General features: G+C 51.2%; 19 protein-coding genes, 15 tRNA genes and 1 rRNA gene (1 of these 35 cut by a window edge). 32 read left to right on the top strand and 3 right to left on the bottom strand.

Features of this window, described 5'->3' with window-relative positions:
• From T458_RS45230 to T458_RS45155, 16 genes are all read left to right on the top strand, one after another.
• A 23S ribosomal RNA gene (locus T458_RS45230) occupies positions 1 to 41 on the top strand; it begins 2,899 nt to the left of the window's first position.
• A gap of 53 nt (positions 42 to 94) precedes the next feature.
• Positions 95 to 170 (top strand) — tRNA-Asn (locus tag T458_RS45225).
• Position 171: 1 nt separating this feature from the next.
• A tRNA-Thr gene (locus T458_RS45220) sits at positions 172 to 247 on the top strand.
• 28 nt (positions 248 to 275) lie between these two features.
• Positions 276 to 349, top strand: a tRNA-Glu gene (locus tag T458_RS45215).
• 85 nt (positions 350 to 434) lie between these two features.
• Positions 435 to 510 (top strand) — tRNA-Val (locus tag T458_RS45210).
• A gap of 45 nt (positions 511 to 555) precedes the next feature.
• Positions 556 to 632: transfer RNA gene (locus T458_RS45205), tRNA-Met, on the top strand.
• Positions 633 to 687: 55 nt separating this feature from the next.
• A tRNA-Asp gene (locus tag T458_RS45200) sits at positions 688 to 764 on the top strand.
• Between the two features lie 98 nt (positions 765 to 862).
• Positions 863 to 938, top strand: a tRNA-Thr gene (locus T458_RS45195).
• A gap of 8 nt (positions 939 to 946) precedes the next feature.
• Positions 947 to 1,031: transfer RNA gene (locus T458_RS45190), tRNA-Tyr, on the top strand.
• A gap of 8 nt (positions 1,032 to 1,039) precedes the next feature.
• Positions 1,040 to 1,115 (top strand) — tRNA-Lys (locus tag T458_RS45185).
• A 64-nt stretch (positions 1,116 to 1,179) separates the two neighbouring features.
• Positions 1,180 to 1,266: transfer RNA gene (locus T458_RS45180), tRNA-Leu, on the top strand.
• Positions 1,267 to 1,320: 54 nt separating this feature from the next.
• Positions 1,321 to 1,396, top strand: a tRNA-Gly gene (locus tag T458_RS45175).
• Positions 1,397 to 1,402: 6 nt separating this feature from the next.
• A tRNA-Arg gene (locus tag T458_RS45170) sits at positions 1,403 to 1,476 on the top strand.
• Positions 1,477 to 1,505: 29 nt separating this feature from the next.
• A tRNA-Pro gene (locus T458_RS45165) sits at positions 1,506 to 1,582 on the top strand.
• A gap of 26 nt (positions 1,583 to 1,608) precedes the next feature.
• Positions 1,609 to 1,696, top strand: a tRNA-Leu gene (locus T458_RS45160).
• 13 nt (positions 1,697 to 1,709) lie between these two features.
• Positions 1,710 to 1,783 (top strand) — tRNA-Gly (locus T458_RS45155).
• Positions 1,784 to 2,087: 304 nt separating this feature from the next.
• Here T458_RS45155 and T458_RS45150 read toward each other — a convergent pair.
• On the bottom strand, positions 2,088 to 3,257 hold the full coding sequence (locus T458_RS45150) for a sensor histidine kinase (protein ID WP_031305972.1): 1,170 nt from the start codon (positions 3,255 to 3,257) through the stop codon (positions 2,088 to 2,090).
• A gap of 208 nt (positions 3,258 to 3,465) precedes the next feature.
• Between T458_RS45150 and T458_RS45145 the strand changes: the two genes are divergently transcribed.
• The 8 genes from T458_RS45145 to ytfJ all read left to right on the top strand — a co-directional run bounded on the left by T458_RS45145 (position 3,466) and on the right by ytfJ (position 9,428).
• A complete protein-coding gene (locus T458_RS45145) occupies positions 3,466 to 4,116 on the top strand; it encodes a TerC family protein (protein ID WP_023557695.1) in 651 nt (216 codons plus the stop codon).
• 67 nt (positions 4,117 to 4,183) lie between these two features.
• Positions 4,184 to 4,771 (top strand): YkoP family protein, encoded by a 588-nt coding sequence (locus tag T458_RS45140; protein WP_023557694.1) that lies wholly within the window; start codon positions 4,184 to 4,186, stop codon positions 4,769 to 4,771.
• A complete protein-coding gene (locus T458_RS45135) occupies positions 4,771 to 5,898 on the top strand; it encodes an MGDG synthase family glycosyltransferase (protein WP_023557693.1) in 1,128 nt (375 codons plus the stop codon). Before T458_RS45140 ends, T458_RS45135 begins: the two co-directional genes overlap by 1 nt.
• Before the next feature lie 97 nt (positions 5,899 to 5,995).
• The gene (locus T458_RS45130) at positions 5,996 to 6,199 is read left to right on the top strand and encodes an alpha/beta-type small acid-soluble spore protein (protein WP_023557692.1); all 204 of its coding nucleotides are present in this window, start codon (positions 5,996 to 5,998) and stop codon (positions 6,197 to 6,199) included.
• 164 nt (positions 6,200 to 6,363) lie between these two features.
• On the top strand, positions 6,364 to 7,014 hold the full coding sequence (gene sleB / locus T458_RS45125; RefSeq protein WP_023557691.1) for a spore cortex-lytic enzyme: 651 nt from the start codon (positions 6,364 to 6,366) through the stop codon (positions 7,012 to 7,014).
• A 164-nt stretch (positions 7,015 to 7,178) separates the two neighbouring features.
• Positions 7,179 to 8,147, top strand: a complete 969-nt coding sequence (locus tag T458_RS45120) for an S-layer homology domain-containing protein (RefSeq protein WP_023557690.1) — start codon at positions 7,179 to 7,181, stop codon at positions 8,145 to 8,147.
• Between the two features lie 74 nt (positions 8,148 to 8,221).
• Positions 8,222 to 8,884, top strand: coding sequence for a DUF2953 domain-containing protein (locus T458_RS45115; RefSeq protein ID WP_023557689.1), 663 nt, complete (start codon positions 8,222 to 8,224; stop codon positions 8,882 to 8,884).
• Between the two features lie 85 nt (positions 8,885 to 8,969).
• Complete coding sequence (gene ytfJ, locus T458_RS45110; protein ID WP_023557688.1) at positions 8,970 to 9,428, top strand: GerW family sporulation protein; 459 nt, start codon at positions 8,970 to 8,972, stop codon at positions 9,426 to 9,428.
• A 77-nt stretch (positions 9,429 to 9,505) separates the two neighbouring features.
• On the opposite strand, the gene fliD is transcribed toward ytfJ, so the two are convergent.
• Both fliD and pyc read right to left on the bottom strand, forming a co-directional pair.
• Complete coding sequence (gene fliD / locus T458_RS45105; RefSeq protein ID WP_023557687.1) at positions 9,506 to 10,765, bottom strand: flagellar filament capping protein FliD; 1,260 nt, start codon at positions 10,763 to 10,765, stop codon at positions 9,506 to 9,508.
• Positions 10,766 to 10,816: 51 nt separating this feature from the next.
• Positions 10,817 to 14,263 (bottom strand): pyruvate carboxylase, encoded by a 3,447-nt coding sequence (gene pyc, locus T458_RS45100; protein WP_023557686.1) that lies wholly within the window; start codon positions 14,261 to 14,263, stop codon positions 10,817 to 10,819.
• Between the two features lie 221 nt (positions 14,264 to 14,484).
• On the opposite strand from pyc, the gene T458_RS45095 reads away from it, so the two are divergent.
• From T458_RS45095 to T458_RS45060, 8 genes are all read left to right on the top strand, one after another.
• Positions 14,485 to 15,018, top strand: a complete 534-nt coding sequence (locus T458_RS45095; protein ID WP_023557685.1) for a hypothetical protein — start codon at positions 14,485 to 14,487, stop codon at positions 15,016 to 15,018.
• A gap of 87 nt (positions 15,019 to 15,105) precedes the next feature.
• Positions 15,106 to 15,627: a thiol peroxidase gene (tpx, locus tag T458_RS45090; protein WP_023557684.1), complete on the top strand. Its 522-nt coding sequence runs from the start codon at positions 15,106 to 15,108 to the stop codon at positions 15,625 to 15,627.
• A gap of 90 nt (positions 15,628 to 15,717) precedes the next feature.
• Entirely contained in the window at positions 15,718 to 16,470 is a 753-nt protein-coding gene (locus T458_RS45085; protein WP_023557683.1) for a class I SAM-dependent methyltransferase, read from the top strand.
• A gap of 33 nt (positions 16,471 to 16,503) precedes the next feature.
• Positions 16,504 to 17,196: an MBL fold metallo-hydrolase gene (locus T458_RS45080; RefSeq protein WP_023557682.1), complete on the top strand. Its 693-nt coding sequence runs from the start codon at positions 16,504 to 16,506 to the stop codon at positions 17,194 to 17,196.
• A 144-nt stretch (positions 17,197 to 17,340) separates the two neighbouring features.
• Positions 17,341 to 17,766, top strand: coding sequence for a hypothetical protein (locus T458_RS45075; protein ID WP_252989840.1), 426 nt, complete (start codon positions 17,341 to 17,343; stop codon positions 17,764 to 17,766).
• A gap of 138 nt (positions 17,767 to 17,904) precedes the next feature.
• Positions 17,905 to 18,801: an RluA family pseudouridine synthase gene (locus T458_RS45070; protein ID WP_023557680.1), complete on the top strand. Its 897-nt coding sequence runs from the start codon at positions 17,905 to 17,907 to the stop codon at positions 18,799 to 18,801.
• A 296-nt stretch (positions 18,802 to 19,097) separates the two neighbouring features.
• Positions 19,098 to 20,030, top strand: a complete 933-nt coding sequence (locus T458_RS45065; protein WP_023557679.1) for a fumarylacetoacetate hydrolase family protein — start codon at positions 19,098 to 19,100, stop codon at positions 20,028 to 20,030.
• Between the two features lie 21 nt (positions 20,031 to 20,051).
• Entirely contained in the window at positions 20,052 to 21,212 is a 1,161-nt protein-coding gene (locus tag T458_RS45060) for a homogentisate 1,2-dioxygenase (RefSeq protein ID WP_023557678.1), read from the top strand.
• The last annotated feature ends 16 nt before the right edge of the window (positions 21,213 to 21,228 follow it).

The raw sequence follows: 21,228 nt of genomic DNA, 5'->3' as shown, positions 1-21,228 counted from the left end.
CGTGGAGCTGACGAATACTAATCGGTCGAGGACTTATCCACACATCCAAGCATTCATGCAGATTCAGTTTTGAAGGAATAAATCCTTTCACTGTTCCTCGGTAGCTCAGTTGGTAGAGCAATCGGCTGTTAACCGATCGGTCGGCGGTTCGAGTCCGTCCCGAGGAGCCATGCTCCTGTAGCTCAGTCGGTAGAGCGTTTCCATGGTAAGGAAGAGGTCGCAGGTTCGATTCCTGTCGGGAGCACCATGAAAAATACCCCAAGCAACAAAAATACGGCCCGTTGGTGAAGCGGTTTAACACAGCAGCCTTTCACGCTGTCATACAGGGGTTCGAATCCCCTACGGGTCACCTAAACATGCCTCACTAGTTGTTGGGGCCCCCGCAAAGTACTCGGTGATGCTACAACGCATCCACTTCACTTTGTGGGGTATTTGGAGGCTTAGCTCAGCTGGGAGAGCATCTGCCTTACAAGCAGAGGGTCGGCGGTTCGATCCCGTCAGCCTCCACCACCTTTAAAAAGTGGATAGCAAATGTGAGGACAATGTCCTAATCGTCGCGGGATGGAGCAGCTCGGTAGCTCGTCGGGCTCATAACCCGAAGGTCGCAGGTTCAAATCCTGCTCCCGCAACCAAATTTTCTTCTCGCTCAAGTGAGAGGGTAGTGCCCTTGGGTGCAACCAAATATTTGGAGCTGTGGTGAAGTTGGAGTTCACGCCGGTCTGTCACACCGGAGGTCGCGGGTTCGAGTCCCGTCAGCTCCGCCATTCTTTCACAAGAATGACGCAGAGGTTGTTGTAATTAAGTTTAGTACAAATTAAAAACGTTGATTTATCGTGAAACATTTGGTAAAATAAGATAATATGCCGGTGTAGCTCAATTGGTAGAGCACCTGACTTGTAATCAGGGGGTTGTGGGTTCGATTCCTATCGCCGGCACCACGAATACTGGGGAGATAGCGAAGTGGCTAAACGCGGCAGACTGTAAATCTGCTCCCTCTGGGTTCGGCGGTTCGAATCCGTCTCTCCCCACCAGTATGTATGAGCCATTAGCTCAGTTGGTAGAGCATCTGACTTTTAATCAGAGGGTCGAAGGTTCGAGTCCTTCATGGCTCACCAGTTTTTACCCACCAAAGAGCGAAGGAAGCGAACAGCAACAGAGCTTGCAGGTGAATGAAATAATGCGGTCGTGGCGGAATTGGCAGACGCGCTAGATTCAGGTTCTAGTGGTGGCAACACCGTGGAGGTTCAAGTCCTCTCGACCGCACCAAAACTTCCTTAAAAAGTGAAGTGGGCAGAAGCCCCACAGTACAATAATCTACATGCGGATGTAGCTCAATTGGTAGAGCGTCGCCTTGCCAAGGCGAAGGTCGCGGGTTCGAGACCCGTCGTCCGCTCCATATCATGTGCCCTTAGCTCAGCTGGATAGAGCGTTTGACTACGAATCAAAAGGTCGGGAGTTCGAATCTCTCAGGGCACGCTTCTTTACCTCAAAAAGTGAAGAAAAATCGGGAAGTAGCTCAGCTTGGTAGAGTACTTGGCTTGGGACCAAGGGGTCGCAGGTTCGAATCCTGTCTTCCCGACCATGAAAAGCCCATGTGAGACCGTATTTGCCGGGGTGGCGGAATGGGCAGACGCAACAGACTTAAAATCTGTCGGGAGTTTCTCCCGTACCGGTTCAAGTCCGGTCCTCGGCACCAACCATTCCCATATGCGGGTGTAGTTCAATGGTAGAACCCCAGCCTTCCAAGCTGGTCGCGTGGGTTCGATTCCCATCACCCGCTCCATAGAAGAGGCAGAGATCCGAGAGATCTACTGCCTTTTTTCGTACCAACATACCTGTAAAAAGGGCTGTAGGAATGTCGAATCATGTCTGATTTTATAAGTAGTAGAAGCATATGTTTTCGTGTAGAGTAGAACATAGGATCCCTTACCCCGAGGTAAAGAATCTCTTGCGTTGCCTCCTGCTGATCAGGAGGCGTTTTTTGTATGGAGGTTAGTTGCAAAAAAAAGAAAAAGCGGAAAATTCCGCTTTTTACGAAGGAACAAACATGGTCCATCTTCAGGTACATTCCACAATACGCGATTCATTCATTTCCCGTGTAACACAGCGAGCGGCTCCCCGGAAAAATCCAGAGGTAGCGAGATCAGAAAGCGTGTCCTTCGTTCATTAGATTCGCACTGAATGCTGCCATTATGCTTCTCGATCAGGTTCTTGCAGATGGACAGCCCAATGCCCGTCCCATTTTGTTTGGTGGTAAAAAAGGGCTGAAACAAATTCTCGACAATTTCCGCAGGAATCATTTCCCCGTTGTTTTCAACACTTAGCAATAGTTTGTTCTCGGAGATGGTGGAGGTGATGCGAATCAATTTATCGCCTCCATTATTTTGGACGGCGTCGATCGCGTTGTTCAAAAGATTAACCAAGACCTGCTTCAATCCCTCCTCATAGCAGGTGATGTTGCAGGGCTCTATGTGTTTTTCAAAGAGGACGTTTTCTCCCAACAAGCGGGGAGTGATTAACAGTTCGACTTCAGCGAGCAAATTCTCCAGCTGCACTTCCTTGAAAATTTCATCCAAAATCGGCTTTTTCGAAAAACTAAGAAAACCCGTAAGCTGCCTGTGCAGACTCTCAAATTCATGCATGACCACCTGGATATAGGACTGCAGCTTTTCCTGGTCGCGCGTAGATTCACCAATCAGCTTGAGGAATCCTTCAATCGCACACAGCGGATTTCGCAATTCATGCGCCATGTTGGCCGCAATTTTGCCGAGCATGGTTAATTTGTCGTTGTGCAGATAGGAGATCGTCTCTTCCTTTTGTACCAATTCCCGGTTCATGGTTTGCTCAAAATGGTAAACAGCCCAAAATACACTTTCATCCATCGCTTTGCCTAGCTCTAATTCGATCTTGTGTATATCATCCTTCGAAAGAGACCACTTCTGAATCTCTGGTTTGAGGATGCGCCAAAAAACATTGCGGTACAACTGGTACGTACGCAGGATCGAGGAAAAAGGAAATTCCTGTGAACGCAGCCATTCGCCCAGATCGAGTGCATAAGTCTGCATATCCATATTTACGTCTTCGACTAAGTAACGAGCAAGAAGAACCGTTCTTTTTTCCGCGAAATCGCGGGGGATTGTAACGGCGGTCTCCATGCTAGAGACAATTTCTTGTAGCCACAAGGTTGTGATACTGGGTGCCAAATCTAAAATTCTTCGAGAAACTTCTTGAAAGTTATAGGTTACAGTCTCCACCATAGAACCACCCCATATCAAATCGTAAGGGATGAAGGCAAGAAAAGACAAGGTATTTTTCTCCTAATTTCGCATTAAAATGTATTTTATGAGCATTTTTTGTCACCAAAATTCGCTAAAAAACGCCTAAATTCGGTAATTTTATCGAGCATGAGTCCGAATTGAGTCGCATAAGGTAGAATGGACACGTTTCACGGACGAGGAGGAGGCAATGGAGGACCACTTTTGGTTGGGCCTGATTCATATTTTTTTCATTGATTTGGTCCTGAGCAGTGACAATGCTGTCGTCATTGGAATGGCTTGCAAAGGCTTGCCAGCCAAAGAGAGGGGCAAGGCGATTCTATACGGCACGATGGGGGCTATCGGGCTTAGGGTAGCTTTGACAGGAATGACCACCTGGATGCTGGAAATTCCATTGGTAAAAGCAATCGGGGGATTCTTTTTATTATGGATTGCCGTGAAATTGATGTTTGCAAAAGATAGCGAGATCCATCAGGTGTCACAAGGCCGCAACGTAGGGCAAGCCATTAAAACCATACTCGTGGCTGATTTGATCATGAGCTTGGACAACGTTTTGGCCGTAGGAGGAGCTGCTCATGGCGATCTCTTGCTGGTGGTTTTGGGGCTTTTGATGAGCATTCCGCTGTTGATGTGGGGAAGCGCTGGAGTGGCCCGACTGATGAACCGCTTTCCAAGTCTGGTGCTGATCGGCGGAGGAATATTGGTCTACACGGCGGTAGATATGTGTCTAGATGATCCGTACATTTGGAAGTGGGTGAATCCGCTCCTGCTGAATCATACGTGGCTAGCGATTATGATCGCGGTCAGTGTGGTGGCATGGGGGCGCTTAAAGCAAGTCTAGGTAATGAGATGGTGACAGACTGGGGAATACTACATAGAAAACAGGATAGGAAAGGATCCGATGGCAAATGAATGCAAGCCTTCTGTGGCTATGGGGACACTGGGATTCGATCTATCAGCGTTGCACCCGGTTGCAGTATGTGGATAAGGGAAACAACATTTTTCGTATCGTGCTATTGCGATACCGGGGTGAACCGCTTGTCACCTCCGACGAGCATATGATTTGTCCAGGCGATCTAATCGTAAAGCTTCACATCCATAATTACTATTTTGCCACCTTGTGCAAGGGAGTAAAGGATGAGCTGCGGTTGGTCCTGCTGCTGCGGCGACACATTATGCAGTCCATGCCCAAAATGACTGCTTACCTGGAAAAGCTGGAGCGCTGGGAGGAAGTCAAAGGGATCGTGGGAACCACCATGCTGCACAAGGGCGTAGAACCATTAGGCTTCTCCATATCAGATGTGCCAATGAACTGGTTTTTCCGTTATAAACGTTGGTATTTGCGCCTCATGCTGCGTATCATACATCCAGATGGGAAGGGTAGGGTCCAGCGTTTGAAACAGGATATGCCCCTAAAACGCGTTTACATGTCAAAAGAGCAATTATTATACCGATACGGTTCAGGGGCACATCAACCGACAGGAGAGGGCCTCTAATGGCAAAACGGTTTTTATTGGTCACAGAAGAGTGGGCAGGCAGCGGACATAAAATGGCGGCGATCGCTTTGGAAGAAGCCCTGTTGGAGAGAAAAGAAGTAGAATGGGTAAAAGTGGTGGGAGGTTTGGAGACAGCTAGTCCTGCATTGCGGGAACTGTCTTGTTTTTTTTATCGGAACATGCTTCGGTATGGACAGTCCATCTGGCAGCATATGTACGAACAAGAACGGCTATGGGGGACTACCCTGAAAAAACCGGTGGGAAAGTGGTTGTCCAAGCGCTTGGAACATGGGCTTCTCAAGGCTGGAAATCCGGACGTGGTGATCGCGACACACGCCTATTGTCTGACCGCATTGGCTGAAGCAAAACGAAAGCGCAAGCATCCCTTTCATTTGGTAAGCATCCCCACGGATTACCATGTCAATCGCTTTTGGGTACACCCGTTGATTGATACGTACATCGTAGGACATGAGAGCGTTGCGAACAGGCTGGTTCAGCAGTACGGAGTGAAAGAGAGCCAAATTCATGTGTTCGGCATCCCGATACGGAAAGCCTTTGCCCAAACAGCTGCTCGAAGGAACCGTATCGAGGAAAGGAAACAGCTCGGTCTGAATCCGGACCAGTTTACCGTTCTGATCAGCGGGGGGGAGGGCGGCTACGGCCAGATGGATGTCGTAGTGGACGAGCTTTTGGGATGCGAGGAGCCGTTGCAAATCATTGTCGTCACCGGCAACAATCATGCCTTGCGCCAGCAGCTGGAGCATCAATTGTCAAGGACAAGCTCTCCCCACACAATACAGGTAAAAGGCTACGAGGAGCGTATGTGGAAATGGATTGCCGCAGCAGACGTATACGTCACCAAGCCAGGCGGGATTAGCTGTGCGGAAGCCTTGGCCGTCTCCACCCCCCTCATCGTCTATCAGCCCTTGCCAGGACAAGAACGGCACAACACGACTTTCTTGCTCCAGCATGGGGCAGGCACCCTGGCAGATCACCCAAGACAGATCAGCGACCTGATCCAACACAGCAGGGACAAACAAAAATGGACAAGCACCGTGCAGAGGATGGAGGCAATCCGGCGGCCTTTTTCTACGCAGCAAACCGTTGAATATCTGCTCGGGCTGTAAGGCTATAAATTGGAAGTGAAAATCAGCAGCAAAAAAGAATGAATTGACTATGCTTCACACATATTAAGTCTACCAACAAACGAGGGGGTGAAATAAGATGGCAAACAACAACAGCGGATCCAACAACCTTCTGGTTCCTCAAGCGAACCAAGCATTGGACCAACTGAAATACGAGATCGCTGCCGAATTCGGTGTTAACCTTGGTGCTGACACTACTTCCCGCCAAAACGGTTCTGTTGGGGGAGAGATTACGAAGCGTCTCGTCTCCTTTGCTGAACAGCAATTGGCTGGTCGCGGCTAATGGAGAAATGAATAGCTGGATGAAGAGGGCCTCTGGAATAAACCAGGGGCTCTCACTTTGTTTTTCTTTTTTCCAAGATGTATCTACTGGAAGAACTGCCAAAAAGCTTAAATTGAACCTGTGCTTCCCGATTCAGTAAAATGAGGAATCAGGAGGGGAAGTACATGTTATTGCAGCAAAAAACTCGAACCCTGCTGATAGCGTTCCTGATGCTCTTCCTCACTGTGGCGCTGCCTGCACAAACGATGGCCGCTCCGCTCCTGAAATGGGGGAGCAGCAACGGAGATGTGTGGGACTTGCAGTATCGTTTGCAAGTATTAGGGTATTACAACAAGACCCTGGATGGTCGCTATGGGGCAAATACAGTCCAGGCAGTTAAGAAATTTCAGAAGGATTACGGACTGGCTGCTGATGGAATCGTAGGTCAGTATACCTGGAAGAAGTTGAAAAAGGTCTCGGTGAACCGGACGGAAATGCAAATGCTCGCACAACTTGTATATTCCGAAGCTCGCGGTGAGCCATATATCGGACAAGTAGCGGTAGCGGCAGTCGTCATGAACCGTCTGCAGTCCAATTTGTTTCCCGATACGGTCAGAGGCATTATTTTCGAGCCGCGTGCTTTTACAGCGATCGATGATGGCCAATACTGGTTGACCCCTGACAAAACGGCATACATGGCAGCCTGGGATGCTGTTCGCGGATGGGACCCGACCAATAACGCGCTTTATTATTTCAATCCAGATACAGCGACATCAAAATGGATTTGGTCGAGACCGCAAATCAAAAAAATCGGGAGTCATATTTTTTCAATGTAGATCTCACAACCCTGGACGGCAGGAAGAAATTCTTGTGTTCAGGGATTTTTTACACAGCCGTGAAGGAACAGAACTAGGAAATTTTGATGGTTGTTTTCCGGGGACAATCCTTTACAATGAAGAGAAAAGGTTTTTCCACTATTCGAACAACATGGAGGATGATGATGAAGAAGTTGCTCATTCTAGCTTCAATGGCAATCCTGCTACTGACAGGTACGCCGAAAGCAGAGGCGAATACGACAGCAGAAGTACCCACCCCTTTCACTGATATTTCTGGACATTGGGCAAAAAAAGAAATCGAACAACTATACATAGGCGGGGCGCTCGAACCCGCAGAAGCTTATCGCCCCAACGATCTGGTGACACGCCAGGAATTGATTACCATGTTTATCCAGGCCAAACACATTCAGCCTATTGCTGACAACTCTTTCTCGTTCGCGGATATTCCGAATGACAGCTGGCTCGTGCCGTATGCTGAGACAGCGTACAGACTCGGACTGATCCACGGTCAAAACAGGGATGGACAAGTCTACTTCCACCCCGATGACACCATCAGCCGCGAAGAACTTGTTTCTATCCTGATCAGGGCTAGGGGGGAGAGTGGAGCCGTCAATCAGTTTCCTTGGTCGACGACAGTCCACACGCTGGCTGCATACAAGGATGGCAACAATGTCCAACAGCACTACCAGCGTCCGATGGTCTACGCGTTACAGCATGGGCTGGTCAGTGCGTACGAGGACGGTACCCTGCGCCCACAACAGCAGATGACAAGAGCGGAGGCAGCGACGTACGCTTCCCTTCACCTTCTGGCGGACCGTTCAGACAAGCAAAAGCTAAGTGACAATGGAACGCCGTACAGTCAGGTGATGACTGTCAAGACAACGGCGTACAGCTATCATCAGAACGAGGGTCTCACCTATATCGAGTATCCGCTGCATGAGGGCATCGTAGCGGTAGATCCAAATGTGATTCCACTGGGAACTCACATGTATATCGAAGGCTATGGCTATGCGGTGGCGGCAGATATAGGGGGAGCTGTAAAAGAAAATCACCTCGATTTGTTCCTCTCTTCGCTGGATCAGGCGAAAGAGCACGGCATTCAGCAAGATGTGAAAGTATACATCCTGGATTGAGCCAAAACATTTGGAAATGGTCATAATTCCCACTCGTTCCACTCATACTAAGGTGGAAAGGGTGGGATCTTTTTGTGGGCTGGTTCTTATTCTCCTTGTTCTTGCTGCTTCTTGTCATTATTTTTACCCCGGTGCATATTTCAGTATTTTATGGCCGGGTCGAAGCGAATGACCACCTTGTCGTGGAGCTGACAGCCTGGTTTCGTTTGATCCGTCGGAAATATGAGATTCCGATTCTGGCAATCAAGCCAACCGAAAAAGGGCCAGAAATGATGTATAAAATGGAGACCGTCCAGCAAAAAAGAAAAACAAAGGAAGAGGTCGACGATGTGACGCACCGGCAAGTCCAGACCTGGTATCACCTCTACCAGAGCCTCTTGAAGCGCTTCAGGGACGTCCAGCCCGTAATGAAGCATTTCTTCAAACGCATTCGCTGTACGAAGCTGGAGTGGCATACAACGATGGGGACAGGGCAGGCGGATGAAACAGGTGCTTTGACGGGGATCATCTGGAGTATCAAAAGCATGATTGTGGGTGTCGTCTCCCACACTCTGTCGTTTCGAACCATGCCTCGGATGAGCGTGCAGCCGGTATGGAATCAGCCGTTGCTGCGCACCCAGATACAGTGCAACCTCAGGCTTTACGTCGGGGACGCGCTTCTCGCGGGGATAAAGCTTCTGCTTCGCACCCAGTTAAAAAGAGGGCGCAAATGGCAGACGGCGGCTGGCAAAGCATAAACCCTACATACTCCATGATCGTTTGGGGCAACGTAAAGAAAGCAGGATAGGTCTTTTGCGCTGCACAAAAAGGAGGGCACGGTATATGGCAGATCATCCCATCCAGGGCTTGATGCGAACCGCGATGGAAAACATCAAGCAGATGATTGATGTGAATACCATCATCGGAGACCCGGTAGAGACACCGGACGGCAGTGTCATACTTCCCATTTCCAAAGTGGGATTTGGTTTTGCAGCAGGTGGAAGCGAGTTTCAATACGAACAGAATCATCCTGCGTCGATTGGCTATCCGTTTGGCGGAGGTAGCGGCGGAGGGGTTTCGATTACACCTGTCGCTTTTCTGGTGGTTGGAAAGCAGGGAATCCGCTCCATCCCTCTGGAAAACACGACTCATCTGTATGACCGCATTCTCGATTCAGTCCCGCAGTTTGTTGAAAAAATGCAGGGCGTGTTTGGAAAGAAGGAAGAACCGACTGTTTCCACTACCACAGTCGTGACGAAGATGGATGATCAGGATCTGGAAGAATTGATCGAGCGAAGTTGATTCACCGGCAACGAATCACAGAAAAGAAAAAACAGGTAGGCCGCAATGATCGTGGCTTACCTGTTTTTATCATTCCGTTAAAAGCGCATATCGACGAACATCCCTGCAGCCGTCGCATAGTTGTATTGAAAGCTGGACCACGACAGGGCTATATACGGATTTGCACTTTGAGATTCTGAGTAAGAGTGAGAAAAACTGCCGAGCGGGGTGGTCTGGATTTTTGTCATTTCCTCGCGAAATTGCCTTCCCAGTCCCTTCATGGCATCTGCAAAAGCTGAAAAATCGGTGTCAACTACCGTTCGCCAATGAGATTCGTCCAGTAGCAATTCTCCGTTGCCAGATCGCTCTATGCCGAAAGAAATAAGCTCCTGATCCGCAGCCCGGGCAATGCGGTCAAAGGTCTCGAGCTTTTGCGTGCTGAGCACATCTTGATGTTCACGCAAAAAAGCGAAGAGCCTGTTGTAACGATGAACAAGTGTTTTGGTTTGGTCCAACAGGCGCTCGGTATCCTTCGCAACCTCAATGAGAATGGATTGGCTCCGATCTGCTTGGAGAAGAGTGAGCTTCACCCCGCTATTGTCTACGAGGAGCTGGTTTTGCTCCAAACGTACATGCTCGTGATTTAGCAGCAGCTCTGCATCTCTTGCTTCTGTCTTTGTCTGATCAAGGCCCAAGGCGCGAATACTGTGTCCTGAGGTATCACGCAGGGTGAAGGCCTGTTTGGCCCCGGTACGAATGCTTTCTATCACCAGAGACCAGGGAGAATGTTCCCCAGACGTTTCCATGCGTGCTGACACACCCAGCCTGCTTCGATTTATCACTCCGGCCATCCGGCGTAAGGAATCGACAAAGGTGTCGTTCGGGTCAGAGTAGAACTGTAACTCTTTTTCCTGGTCACCAATGGATAGCGTAAAGATGTGCTGACCCGCACGAACCGGGGAAGGCTCGCCTGGCAGTGCTCCAAGACTCCGATTGGATTGACCGGATGCCAAGCTGTAAACCGTCAGTTCACAGCGAGCAGGCTCGGCACCAGGCAAAGCTTCCGCCAGAACGACTTCAGGATGTGAGCTGGTTGCGATCCTCCCGTTAATAGCACTGTTTTTCCGATCGGGATCAAACTCTCGAGCGCTCTGATCCAATTCCGCAGAAAAACGGTAAAGACGTGAAAGCGAGTGCGAAAGCTCGGTCACCCATTCCTGTTGTCTGGCGTAAAAAGATTGCAGACTGTACGTAAAGACGGGTTGTACGGGCGTATTCAGCTTCGCCTGCGCCATTTGAAAATGATAGCGGCCTACGCGATGGCTGAAAGGGGTATGAGTGACCCGGGTGAATCGCATACCAGTCACCTCCTAAACGGATAAATGGTTACTATCCATTATAGAAGAAAGTTATTCCATTTCAATGAGCAAATCTCCGGTCTCGATTGCATCACCGGCTTTGACATGGACGGTTTTGATCTTTCCATCCATCGGAGCCTGAATGGTCGTCTCCATTTTCATGGCTTCGCTGACCAGCAGATGCTCGCCTCGTCGCACCTTGTCTCCTGCAGCCACCAGCACCTTCAGTACCTTACCTGGCATGGAGGCGCCCAGATGACCAGCTTCTTGGGCATCTGCTTTGCGGCGGATTTTGTCAGATACCTTGGCGGCGTGATCGCGGATGAATACTTCGCGGGGCTGACCGTTCAATTCAAAATAGATGATCCGTCTGCCGTCCGGATGCAGTTCTCCTACGGCGACCAGCTTGATGATCAAGGTTTTGCCTCGCTCGATCGTGATCGCGGTTTCTTCGCCTGGTCGCAGACCGTAGAAGAAAGTAGGGGTATTCAAGACGGACAGGTCGCCGTATTCCTTGGCACGCTGCTCGAACTGCAGGTAGACCTGCGGGTACATAATGTAAGAGAGCACATCCAGCTCGCTTGGCGCGCGGCCGATTTTCTCTTCCAATTCCAGTGCCACCTTCTCGAAGTCGACAGGGGGCAGCAATTCGCCTGGACGGGCCGTAAAGGCATCACGGCCTTTGAGCACCAAATCCTGCAGACGCTTGGGGAATCCTCCCGGCGGCTGTCCCAGGTAACCCTGGAAGAACTGAATCACGGAGTCCGGGAAATCGAGCCGCTCCCCTTTTTCCCAGATATTTTCTTCCGTCAGGTTGTTTTGCACCATAAACAATGCCAGGTCGCCAACGACCTTGGACGAAGGCGTTACTTTTACGATGTCTCCGCACATTTGGTTGACCACAGCGTACATCTGTTTGACCTCATCCCAGCGCCCCTCCAGTCCCACCGCCTTGGCCTGCTGCTCCAGATTGGTGTACTGTCCGCCGGGCATTTCGTGCACATAGACTTCGGTATTGCTCGCTTTCATGCCGCTCTCGAAGCCTTGGTAGTAAGGGCGAATATCTTCCCAGTAATCCGACAGCTTGTTGAAGGCATCGAGGGGAAGCCCGGTGTCTCTCTTCGTATGCGCGAGGCTGGCAATCAGCCCGTTGAGGCTCGGTTGGGAAGTGAGCCCCGACATGGAGCTGACGCACGCATCCACGATGTCTACGCCTGCTTCGATGGCTTTGAGAAGCATGGCCGAACCGTTGCCAGAGGTATCGTGCGTGTGCAGATGGATCGGGATGCTGATCTCCTGTTTCAATGCGCTGACCAGCTCGTAGGCGGCATACGGCTTCAGCAGTCCGGCCATATCCTTGATCGCCAGGATGTGTGCGCCTGCTTTTTCGAGTTCCTTGGCGAGATTGACATAGTACGCCAGGTTGTATTTGGTCTTCGACGGATCGAGAATATCTCCGGTGTAGCAGATGGCGGCTTCGGCGATTTTACCTGTGTTGCGAACCGCTTCAATGGCTGTTTGCATACCGGGCAGCCAATTCAGGCTGTCAAAGATGCGGAAGACGTCGATGCCATTTTCCGCCGAGGCTTTGACGAACGCGTGAATCACATTGTCCGGGTAGTTGGTGTAGCCGACCCCGTTTGCACCGCGCAGCAGCATCTGGAACAAAATATTCGGGATGCGCTCGCGCAGGATCTGTAATCTCTCCCATGGCGACTCCTGCAAAAAGCGCATCGAGGTATCAAATGTCGCGCCGCCCCACATCTCCAGGGAGAACAGACCTGCTCCCAGTTTTCCGGTCGCTTCGGCCACAGAGGCCAGATCATACGTACGCACCCGGGTAGCAAACAAGGATTGATGCGCATCACGGAACGTGGTATCGGTCAACAGGACTTGCTTTTGCTCCTGAATCCAGCGGACCAGACCATCTGCTCCTTGTTGATCCAGAATTTGTTTGGTGCCCTCTGGGTAAGGCTGGGCAAACGGTGTTCGCGGAATGCGTGGCGAATCAAAGTGCGGCTTTTTCCCTGGGTTGCCAAGACCGGGATAGCCGTTGACGATGGTGTCCCCGATGTAGGAGAGCAGCTTGGTTCCGCGATCCTGACGTCCTGGGAAGACGAACAGCTCCGGCTTTGTATCGATAAAGGAGGTATCGTATTCTCCGCTCAGAAAATCGGGATGCGTCACTACATTTTCCAGGAAGGGCAGGTTGGTTTTGACGCCGCGGATGCGGAATTCCCGCAAGGTGCGCAGCATTTTGCGCGCTGCCTGATCAAAGCTGTTGCCGTAGGTTGAAATTTTCACCAGCAAGGAATCGTAGAACGGCGTAATGATTGCGCCGGGATAACCATTGCCGCCATCCAGACGAACACCGAAGCCTCCGCCCGAACGCCACGCAGAGAGACGGCCGGCATCAGGCAGGAAGTTGTTTTCGGCATCTTCCGTAGTGACGCGGCACTGGATGGCGTAGCCGCTCATGTGAATGTCTGCTTGCGAGGCGATGCCGATCTCCGGATCTGAGAGGCGATGCCCTTCCGCCACGCGAATCTGTGCCTGAACGATGTCGATGCCCGTGATCAGCTCTGTAATGGTATGCTCCACCTGAATGCGCGGATTCACTTCGATAAAATAAAATTTCTTATCCGGTGTCAGCAGGAATTCGACTGTTCCTGCGTTGGCGTAGCCCGCCTTGCTCATCAAGGTCAAGGCTGCCTGACAAATCTCTTCGCGCAGCTTGTCATCGAGGGAGAGGCTAGGCGCTACTTCGACCACTTTTTGGTGGCGTCTTTGCACCGAGCAGTCGCGCTCGAACAAATGGACGATCTGGCCGTGCTGATCGCCGAGGATCTGTACCTCGATATGCTTGGGCTGCTCCAGGTAACGCTCCAGATAGACTTTGGCATTGCCAAAAGAAGAGCGTGCTTCCGAGCGGGCCCGATCCAGAGCATCCTGCAGCTCCTCCTGGCCGCGCACGATCCGCATGCCGCGTCCGCCGCCGCCCGATACCCCTTTGATGATGATCGGATACCCGTATTCTTTGGCAAAAAGCAGGGCTTCCTGCAAGCTTTCGATCGGTTCAGGTGTGCCGGGGATGACCGGGATGCCGGCTTCTACTGCCATGGCACGCGCTTCTACCTTGTCCCCAAATTTGTCAATCAGATCGGGAGAGGGCCCGATAAAAATGATTCCTTCTTCTTGACAGCGCTTGGCGAACTCCGCATTTTCAGCCAGGAAGCCATAGCCGGGATGGATCGCGTCGATGTCGTTGCGTTTGGCGATCTCGATGATGCTGTCAATGTCCAGATAAGCTTCGATCGGACCTTTTCCGGCTCCTACCAAATATGACTCATCAGCTTTGAAGCGATGGATCGATACATTGTCCTGCTCCGAATAAACAGCAACGGTGCGTATTCCCAATTCTGTAGCCGCACGGAAAATGCGGATGGCGATCTCGCCGCGGTTGGCTACAAGCAAACGATTGATCTTTTTGGCAAGCATGTATTTCTCTCCTTTCTTCTCCCCAAATACTTTTGAATTTTTTATATAGTGTAAATATACAAAATAAAGGTTACAGAAGACAGTCCTTTTCAAAATTTCATCGCGAAGGTGTTAACGATGTAACAAAGCGCCTCATTTTTCGTGTGATTGCCATCAAAGTCGATCTGAATAGGGAAGGAGGAAGATGCCAAGACTGGTAGGGGAAAGGAGTGGTGCCTGTCATGGAAATCTTGCAAATGCCCCCTGCTCAGATCTGGCGCTTGCTGATCCCGTCGGCATCTTGGATGTTTGCCTCTGAAGTGCCGGAAGACGAATTGATCTTCCACTACCGCGACCATATCTACTTCGTCAATCATGACGGATCTGTGCTGGCGATGCCGAAGCCTGTTTGCTACGATCTGCTGGATTTGGGCACCTTGCTGGAATATCTGGCTACATCCGACGATACGATAGATTTTGATGATGAGGGCGCGTTTGATATCGGTTTTGTCCTCAAGCAAATGGGGTATGTGGTTCCTACGCGCAAAAAGCGGGAACGGGCAACCTACCAAATCGAGATTGTCAATACGGTCCTGCCCAAAGCACATGGTCACCGGTACGAATTGAAAAATGTCCAGTTTGTTTTCGCGCTCTATCATGCATTGATGCGCTGCCACAAGCTGAATGAGAAAACCGACTGGGAGCACGAGCATGAAGTAAAACGGATTGTGAAGGTAGAACCGCAAAGCTCCGACAAACTGCAAGCAAATCTGTAATTTCACCTATTGGCATAGTGAAAAATTGTGTTTTATAGGGTATGATAAATGAGTACATATGAAACGATTGGCGAGGAGGAAGAAATCATGTCAACTGTAGTAGAACGTCAAGGTGCATTTACTTTCAAAGGCGGTCCTGTAACGCTGCTGGGTCCTGAAATCAAGGTTGGAGATACAGCTCCAGATTTCACAGTAGTAGGCGGCGACCTGTCTCCTGTAACATTTGCAGATACCAAAGGAAGCGTGCGCATCATCTCCGTCGTTCCTTCCCTGGATACTGGCGTGTGCGATGCACAAACTCGCCGTTTTAATGAAGAAGCAGCGAAACTGGATGGCGTAACTGTCCTGACTGTATCCGTGGACCTGCCATTTGCCCAAAACCGCTGGTGCGGCGCTGCTGGTATCGACAAGGTAAAAACCCTGTCCGACCACAAGGACCTCTCCTTCGGTACGGCTTACGGCGTAGCGATCAAGGAATTCCGTCTGCTGTCCCGTGCTGTATTCGTAGTAGATGCAAACGACAAAGTAGTATATGCCGAGTACGTACCGGCTGCTGGTGAGCATCCGAACTACGAAGCTGCGATCGAGGCTGCAAAAGCAGCGAAGTAAGGCAAAACCATATCGATCCATAAGAACCCTCTTCAAAAGCGAGCGAAGAGGGTTCTTTTTCGGTTCGCCATGATAGTGGGGGGAGTTGCATTGAGTCAACATCCATTTTTTGTAATCCATCAGGATCTGCCACGCGAAGCGCCAGGCAGCAATGAGAGCACGTCTAAAGCATTCCGCCTGCTGACAGAGCTTCCGGCTTTTCCGCAGATTCTGGATATCGGCTGTGGACCCGGCATGCAAACACTGCAAATCGCGGAGCTGACAGAGGGGAAGATCACGGCGCTCGACAAGACAGAGGCATTTTTGCAAGAGTTGGAAAAGAGGAAGCAGGCTGCAGGGATTGGCGAGAAAATCCTTACGGTGAGCGGGGACATGTTTGCGTTGCCGTTTGCGCGAGAGAGCTTTGATTTGATCTGGTCTGAAGGGGCGATCTACATCATCGGGTTTGAACGAGGCTTGCGCGAGTGGAAGGCTTTCCTGAAGCCAAATGGATACCTGGTCGTATCGGAGCTGACCTGGCTGAAGGATGATCCGCCTGAAGAGATCGCACAATTTTGGGCAAATCATTATCCAGCGATGAAAAGTGTGCGAGAATCCGAGCAAGTCGCACAAGACGAGGGGTATACCCTGCTCCATAGCTTTACTCTCCCGGAAGCGGATTGGTGGACCCATTACTATACGCCGCTGGAGGCAAGGGTAGCTGAATTGAGGACAAGGACCCCGATTACTCAGTTGATGGCCGAATGCCTGGATCAGACTGAACAGGAAATAGATATGTACCGCAAATACTCCGCGTATTATGGCTACACGTTCTTCATTATGCAGCGAAACGATTCGTTTTAGCTGGAGTATTTATTCAGGGAGGTGGAAGCGTATTTGAAAGCAGAACAAGTGTCGGAGCATATCTGGAGTCTTCAATCCTGGCTGTTGTTGCCATGCCGAGTCTGGCTTGTGGCTGAGCCGGATGGAGTGACGCTGGTCGATGCGGGAATGCCTTTTATGGCAAAAGGAATTCTTGCAAATCTCGAAAGGCTGCAACTGGGGAGACTGAAGCAAATTCTCCTGACCCATGGACACAGCGACCATGTCGGCTCGATCAAGCGCATTCTGGAGCAGCGTCAAGTCCCGGTCTATGCTCATGAGATCGAGATTCCCTATATGGTAGGAGAGCGAATCTATCCACGGCGAAAAAAGGCGGAACAAAACGTCGAACAGGGATTAGCGCGTCCACTGCCGCAGAGCGAACTGGGTGAGTTGACCGCTTTTGGGGCATTGCGTCCTTATTTTACACCGGGTCATTCCCCAGGGCACGTCGTCTACTACCATGAACAGGATCGCGTCTTGCTTGGCGGTGATTTATTCACGTCAAAAGCCGGGAAGCTGCACAGGCCGATGCCGATGTTTACCGCCGATATGGGAGAAGCCTTGAGAAGCAGTGAAATCCTGAGGGAATTGCATGTATTGCATCTGGAGGTATGCCACGGCAAGCCTGTGAAAAATCCGGGAGAGCAATTGGACGCTTACCTGGAAAAGATGGGAGCATCATCCTCAATCTCCACAAACATGTAAGGAAAGTAAGAAAAAGGGATCGGGTCGAATGAAACGAATTCGACCTTTTTTGCGTCTTACGATAGAGGTGATGGCATGTACAGAATTCAGTCGGCGCTTTGTGTTTTTCTGGCATCTGTTCTTCTTTTAGTGGGATGTCAGATTTTGGAAAATAAACCAACCCAGCAGGCTTTCTCCACACCACCGACACCTTTGATTTCGTGGAAAGACAAGTCGGCTGTTTCCGTTCCGACGTCTTATTGCTGGACCTATGAAAATACGGGAACCTGTGTGGATACCGCCGCTCCCCCGGAGGTCATAGCAGAAAAGAAACCTGCAGCGATGCAAGTGAAGCCAGGCGCTGTCATCACCATTTCGTATGATCTCCCCCCGGTAGAAAAATCCTTAAGCATCTATCAGTGGGTCGGTTCCAGTCAAATTGAGCAAGCGGTAGAAAACGGAAACCAATGGAAGGCTCCCGATCAGCCGGGATGGTATTTGTATGACGTACGTGCCCAGTGGGACCAGGGGGACGCCGGTCATGCCTTTGTCATTGAAGTGAAAAGCAACGCCAGCAGCCAGCTCCTGTAAAGGAGACGATAGGCTGCTTTTTTGTACCATCAGAATCTTTCACGTTTGTGAAAACGCAACCTGGCCCGCCAAGACTTGGCATAGCCAGGTTTTCTTTACTATACTGAGGTTCAGGGATGACCGTAAAGGAGAGACAGCATGCGGGAAGAATTGATACGTTTTACGGCAGATGATGCGGATGCGGGACAGACAGTCCGTGACGTCCTGCAAAAGCGTTACGGGGTCTCGAGGCGTCTGTTGGTTCGCGCGAAATTCAACGGATTGATCACGCGCAACGGAGCGCTTGTTTTTGTCAATGAACAGGTCCAGACCGGGGATGAGATCGCCGTACTGGTCGATGAAGAAGAGACGGAAGCGGTGCTGCCGGAGGAGATGCCGCTCACGATACGCTATGAAGATGAGGACCTGATGGTAATTGCCAAGCCGGCAGGGCTCGTCGTCCACCCGACAGGAAATCATCCTGCAGGCACTCTCGCCAATGGTGTGGTCGCATACTGGCAAAAGCGCGGGGAGAAACGCAGATTCAGGGCCGTCAACCGACTGGACAAGGATACCTCTGGCTTGCTGATCGTCGCGAAAAATCAGTGGGCGCATGAGCAGTTCAGCCGCATGCAGCAAGAGCGCCGCCTCACGCGGATTTATCAGGCGATTGCCGAGGGGATTGTCAGAACGGATGCAGGTGTGTTGGATCACCCAATCGGTCTGGCAGAGAATTCGTTCATCACGCGGCAGGTGCGGGAGGATGGCCAGACAGCGGTCACGCATTTTCGCGTATTGGCGCGGGGTGACGGCATGAGCCATGTCGAGCTGAGACTGGAGACAGGACGGACGCATCAGATCCGGGTGCATATGAGCCATGAAGGGCATCCTTTGGCAGGAGATGATCTCTATGGAGGGGCGAGGACCTATATCGGCAGACAAGCGCTACATGCAGCCCAGCTCGCTTTTGTCCACCCTCGCACTGGCATGGAAATGAAGTGGAGCGAACCGTTGCCTGCTGATATGCAGCACCTGTTGAAACGATTTTTTTCCTGATAAGCCCGAATGCCATTTTCCCTCTGGAAAAATGGAAGCGTTTTCGATAAGATCATAACTATAGACCATAACGAATGAAACACTCGACAATAGCTGGCTGTCTGTGGGGGAAATCCCGCAAGGATCTTCTTCATGTTAGCAGACTTGGCCCAGCTTGCGCCTGAGGCTTTGTTTCGGAACGATTGACAATGGGGGTACCCCTGATTTGTCATGCCTCCGATGCAAGCTTGGGGGTAAGCTGGGCTTTTTGCATTCGTCTGCGATAAGGAGGGCCAGGAAATGGAGGAGAAAATCAGATGAAGTTGCTATCGTATCGGCATCGAGAGGAAGAACAGTATCGGGCTGGGCTTACTGATGGGGAATGGGTATGGGATGTGGCCCAGCTTATGCCCGATGCCCCCGACACGATGGAAGGGCTAATGGAGAACTGGGAGCATTGGCGGGCTCTGCTGCACAAGATGGAGCAGGAGAAGAAGCTGAACAGCCACGCCGGCCTAAAGCTGGAGAGCTTGCTGCTCGGCCCTCCCATTCCCAGACCCCGAAGTTTTCGGGATTTCTACGCTTTTGAAGAGCATGTCAAAACGGCGCGCTCCCGACGGGGCTTGGCAATGATCCCGGAGTGGTACGACTTTCCTGTCTTTTACTTTTCCAATGCGGCAGCGTTCTCGGGGCACAAGGCTGAGATACACATGCCCAAAGCTACTGTTCGGCTAGACTACGAGCTGGAAATCGCTTGTGTGATCGGAAAAGCGGGTGTGGATATTCCGGTAGAACGGGCAGCCGAGCATATCGCAGGCTTCGCGATCCTCAATGACTGGAGCGCTCGCGACCTGCAGCTCGAGGAAGTAAAAGTCGGACTCGGACCGGCGAAAGGAAAGGATTTCGCAACCTCGATGGGGCCATGGCTGGTCACACCCGATGAGCTGGAGGGCGTCAAGATTCCGGGGGCAAAAGGGGATCGCTACGATATGACGATGGTCGCTCGGGTGAATGGCGTGGAATACTCACGGGGCAATTTCCGCGATATTCACTATACCTTTGCCGAGATGATCGCTCGCGCTTCGGCAGATTGTCCCCTCTATCCGGGGGATGTGATCGGCTCGGGTACCGTGGGGACGGGCTGCATCTTGGAGCTGGGTGAGGAAAAGGGCGGCTGGCTCCAGCCGGGGGATGTGGTCGAGCTGGAAGTAGAACGGCTCGGCGTGTTGCGCAATTCGATCAAAAAATAAAACGGAAAAGAGGGGAAATCAATGGCATTCTATCATCGCATGGGAGAAATTCCGCATAAAAGGCATACTACCTTCTACAAGCCGAATGGCGGATTGTACCGCGAGCAGGTTATGGGCACCAAAGGGTTTTCCGGTATTCAATCGATTCTGTATCACCACAATCCCCCGACACAAGTACGCGAGACGCGCAAGTACGCAGATGTTCGTCTGGAATTTGTGGAGCAGGAGGATCTCAAGCATCAGCACTTTAAGACATTTGATCTCAAAGAGGGCGGGGACCCGGTGTTTGGCCGCCAGTATCTGCTCGGAAACAGTGATGTCGTGTTGGGCGTTTGCGCTCCGACAGACCCAATGAACTACTTTTATCGCAATGCGGACGGCGATGAAGTGTTGTTCGTGCATCAGGGGACAGGTGAGCTGCAGAGTATTTTCGGCACATTGACCTATCAGCCGGGGGATTATCTCGTGATTCCGATCGGGACGACGTATCGGATCGTTCCTGCCGAGCAAAGCCGCTTTCTTGTGATCGAGTCCCAAAACGAAATCGTGCCGCCAAAGCGCTATCGCAATGAGCATGGTCAATTGCTGGAGCATTCCCCTTTTTGCGAACGGGATATTCGTTTGCCGGAGCGGTTGGACACCCATGTAGAGTCAGGCAATTTTGAAGTGCGCGTCAAAAGGCAGTCTGTCGTGTACAGTTACTTTTTTGACTTCCATCCATTTGACGTCGTGGGCTGGGACGGTTATCTTTACCCATATGCACTGAGCATACATGATTTTGAACCGATTACCGGCCGGGTTCATCAGCCGCCGCCAGTCCACCAGACCTTTGCCGGACAAAACTTCGTCATCTGCTCCTTTGTGCCGCGAATGTACGATTACCATCCGCAATCGATTCCGGCACCGTATTTCCACAGCAATGTCGAGAGCGACGAGGTGCTGTACTATGTCGATGGCAATTTTATGAGCCGCAAAGGAGTCTTCGAAGGCTCGATCACGCTGCATCCCATGGGGATCCCCCACGGACCGCATCCCGGCAAGATCGAGGCGAGCATCGGCAAGACGGAGACGAAGGAGCTTGCTGTCATGCTGGATACCTTCCAGCCGTTGCGTGTGACACGCCAGGCTTTGCAGGTCGAGGACGAGGAGTATATGGCGAGCTGGCTGCCGCCGCGCGAGTAGAGAACAGGAGGTGTTT

It is taken from the genome of Brevibacillus panacihumi W25 (genome assembly GCF_000503775.1).
GTDB lineage: Bacteria > Bacillota > Bacilli > Brevibacillales > Brevibacillaceae > Brevibacillus > Brevibacillus panacihumi_A.
Note: the sequence above shows the minus strand (reverse complement) of the source record. Positions and strands in the feature narration are given on the sequence as shown.

Coding starts and splice junctions, on each gene's coding strand:
- T458_RS45150 (WP_031305972.1), bottom strand. CDS start 3,257: ATGGTGGAGACTGTAACCTATAACTTTCAAGAAGTTTCTCGAAGAATT.
- T458_RS45145 (WP_023557695.1), top strand. CDS start 3,466: ATGGAGGACCACTTTTGGTTGGGCCTGATTCATATTTTTTTCATTGAT.
- T458_RS45140 (WP_023557694.1), top strand. CDS start 4,184: ATGAATGCAAGCCTTCTGTGGCTATGGGGACACTGGGATTCGATCTAT.
- T458_RS45135 (WP_023557693.1), top strand. CDS start 4,771: ATGGCAAAACGGTTTTTATTGGTCACAGAAGAGTGGGCAGGCAGCGGA.
- T458_RS45130 (WP_023557692.1), top strand. CDS start 5,996: ATGGCAAACAACAACAGCGGATCCAACAACCTTCTGGTTCCTCAAGCG.
- sleB (WP_023557691.1), top strand. CDS start 6,364: ATGTTATTGCAGCAAAAAACTCGAACCCTGCTGATAGCGTTCCTGATG.
- T458_RS45120 (WP_023557690.1), top strand. CDS start 7,179: ATGAAGAAGTTGCTCATTCTAGCTTCAATGGCAATCCTGCTACTGACA.
- ytfJ (WP_023557688.1), top strand. CDS start 8,970: ATGGCAGATCATCCCATCCAGGGCTTGATGCGAACCGCGATGGAAAAC.
- fliD (WP_023557687.1), bottom strand. CDS start 10,765: ATGCGATTCACCCGGGTCACTCATACCCCTTTCAGCCATCGCGTAGGC.
- pyc (WP_023557686.1), bottom strand. CDS start 14,263: ATGCTTGCCAAAAAGATCAATCGTTTGCTTGTAGCCAACCGCGGCGAG.
- T458_RS45095 (WP_023557685.1), top strand. CDS start 14,485: ATGGAAATCTTGCAAATGCCCCCTGCTCAGATCTGGCGCTTGCTGATC.
- tpx (WP_023557684.1), top strand. CDS start 15,106: ATGTCAACTGTAGTAGAACGTCAAGGTGCATTTACTTTCAAAGGCGGT.
- T458_RS45070 (WP_023557680.1), top strand. CDS start 17,905: ATGCGGGAAGAATTGATACGTTTTACGGCAGATGATGCGGATGCGGGA.
- T458_RS45065 (WP_023557679.1), top strand. CDS start 19,098: ATGAAGTTGCTATCGTATCGGCATCGAGAGGAAGAACAGTATCGGGCT.
- T458_RS45060 (WP_023557678.1), top strand. CDS start 20,052: ATGGCATTCTATCATCGCATGGGAGAAATTCCGCATAAAAGGCATACT.